This is a genomic window from Leptolyngbya sp. FACHB-36, assembly GCF_014695955.1.
Classification (GTDB): domain Bacteria; phylum Cyanobacteriota; class Cyanobacteriia; order Leptolyngbyales; family Leptolyngbyaceae; genus FACHB-36.
The window spans coordinates 1-2,103 of record NZ_JACJPG010000345.1 but is presented as its reverse complement, the minus strand read 5'-3'; the positions used below and the strand labels follow the sequence as shown (position 1 = coordinate 2,103).

At 56.5% G+C, this 2,103-nt stretch carries 2 protein-coding genes and 2 pseudogenes; 1 reads left to right on the top strand and 3 read right to left on the bottom strand.

Annotated features, from left to right (window positions below; genetic code table 11):
- From H6F43_RS09845 to H6F43_RS09835, 3 genes and pseudogenes are all read right to left on the bottom strand, one after another.
- Window positions 1-445: pseudogene (locus H6F43_RS09845) on the bottom strand (hypothetical protein); the annotation flags it as partial.
- Between the two features lie 77 nt (window positions 446-522).
- Entirely contained in the window at window positions 523-852 is a 330-nt protein-coding gene (locus H6F43_RS09840) for an MgPME-cyclase complex family protein (RefSeq protein ID WP_190342607.1), read from the bottom strand.
- A 153-nt stretch (window positions 853-1,005) separates the two neighbouring features.
- Window positions 1,006-1,728: a pyridoxine 5'-phosphate synthase gene (locus H6F43_RS09835; protein WP_190342606.1), complete on the bottom strand. Its 723-nt coding sequence runs from the start codon at window positions 1,726-1,728 to the stop codon at window positions 1,006-1,008.
- A 235-nt stretch (window positions 1,729-1,963) separates the two neighbouring features.
- Between H6F43_RS09835 and H6F43_RS23060 the strand changes: the two are divergent.
- Window positions 1,964-2,103 (top strand): annotated as a pseudogene (locus H6F43_RS23060) (adenosylmethionine--8-amino-7-oxononanoate aminotransferase BioA); the annotation flags it as partial.

Below are 2,103 nucleotides of genomic sequence, written 5' to 3'. Positions count from 1 at the left end.
TTTGCGGCGGGGCAGCAGAAATCGGAGGAGGCGCATCCGAAGGACGAGCGACGAAAGCAGACAGCCCTGCCGTGTCCGTAAGATATTTTGCCCACGCGCTGGCAGAATCAACGGTGGTAAACCCGCCCACGCGGGTGACAACATCGCTCAGATAGTTGCAGAGGATAGGGGACGCACTGGGCGGCAGCGATCGCCGCACCCGCTCCTGCACGTCTGGCGTTTTACTAACAACCAGCAGCAAATACTCGCCTCCTGAAGGCGGCGGACAGCTAGGGTAGATGGGTGCTGGAGTCCCCATGTTCGGCAGCGTGGGAGCCGGCTCACTACTGGGCGGTGTGGGAGGCAGTTGCGCCGCAAGCGGGCGGACGATCGGTGCGAACAGGCTCCCCGCCGTAGCGAGGACCGCACTCAGCAGGACGTTGACTACTTGGGCATTCTGACGCATAGCCTCTCCTTAAAACCGCGTTGCGATCGGCAGACAGCACCCTCAAAAAACCAAGCTGGCGTTTCCTTGTACAGACGCTATGAAACGGGAGCCAAGGACGCGATCGGCTGTGGAATGGTTTCTGAGGGAGCCTGAAATTCGCCAGTCACCACAAACTCTAGCCGCAGTTTGAGCCAGGTAATGAACTGAGAATTGGTTGAGATGATAGCACTCGCAGGCTGCGGACACGTCGCTTTTAAATCTGCCATTTCTGGCGCATCTAAAAATGCAGGCTGATTCACGAGCCAGAAATCGATCGCTTTTTCCTGCTCCTGGTAGTGGCGGGTCCGCTCCTTCAGCACTTCGTCGATCGGCTCCTCTTCAGTGAGAAAGCGTTGGCTGGCAAGGACAAAGTAATACGTTTGCATGGTTGAATCGGGTGAGAAGAGGGGTGTTTGAATGATGAAGTTTGAACGTCCGTTCCGAGTTTCCGTTCCGAATAACGAGTATAGATTTTCCAGGCTGCGTTTGCCCCAGATGTGGCAGCGTTAATTCAAAACTCGTAACTCAGACTCTGCGATTCACAACTGCCCCCGTATGGCCTGTTTCATCTCGCGCACGGCTCGTTCTAGACCCACTAGGGCGGCGCGGCTGATGATGGTATGCCCAATGTTCAGTTCTTCCATTCCGGGCAGACAGGCAACGGCGTAAACGTTCCAATAGGTGAGTCCGTGTCCGGCATTGACGCGCAGCCCTGCCGCGATCGCCCGCGTACAGCCGTCTGCCAAGATTTGCAGCTCTTTGGCGCGTTGGGTTTCGTCGTCTGCCTCCGCGTACTGTCCCGTGTGGAGTTCAATGAACTGCGCCTTAATCGCTGCCGACATATCGATTTGCTTCGCGTCAGCGTCAATAAACAGGCTCACCGGAATGTCCGCGCCCTGAAGCACGTTGACGACGTCTGCCATGCGCCCAGCTTGTCCTGCCACATCTAGTCCGCCTTCTGTCGTGACTTCTTCACGACGTTCGGGCACCAGTGTTACATAATCCGGCTTGAGGTCGAGGGCGATCGCCACCATCTCATCGGTCGCTGCCATTTCCAAGTTGAGATGGGTTCGCACAGTCTGCCGCAGCAGGCGTACATCTCGGTCCTGAATGTGGCGGCGGTCTTCGCGCAGATGCACCGTGATCCCGTCGGCTCCAGCAAGTTCTGCTAAAACCGCAGCGGCTACGGGGTCTGGCTCCACGGTTCGTCGCGCCTGCCGGATCGTGGCAATGTGGTCAATGTTGACGCCAAGTGTAGGCAATGGGGTTCTCCTGGGTCGATCGTCCGTTTCGATCTTAGCGGGATTAATCGATCACTTGAGCAGTCGTTTTGACCGCTGGCATTCATGATCGACGGTTCTTGGATCGCTCTAGTTGAATCAGTTTGCGATCGCGACAGGTCTCGTGGCTCTATTCAGTTTTGTTAAGCAGCGACTTTGTTAAGCAGCGACGCTGCCGCACTAGAATAGGAACCTTGAGTTGCGATCGCCGCTTTCCATGACCTCCCCAATCTGGCAACCCTTTACGCAAATGAAAACCGCTCCGCCGCCGCTGAAGGTGGTGAAAGGGCACGGCGTTTTGCTGGAACTCGAAGACGGGCGGCAGATTTTGGACTGCATCTCAAGCTGGTGGGTAAC

Excerpts from the sequence above, each read along its gene's own strand:
- H6F43_RS09840 (WP_190342607.1), bottom strand. The coding sequence starts at position 852 with ATGCAAACGTATTACTTTGTCCTTGCCAGCCAACGCTTTCTCACTGAA.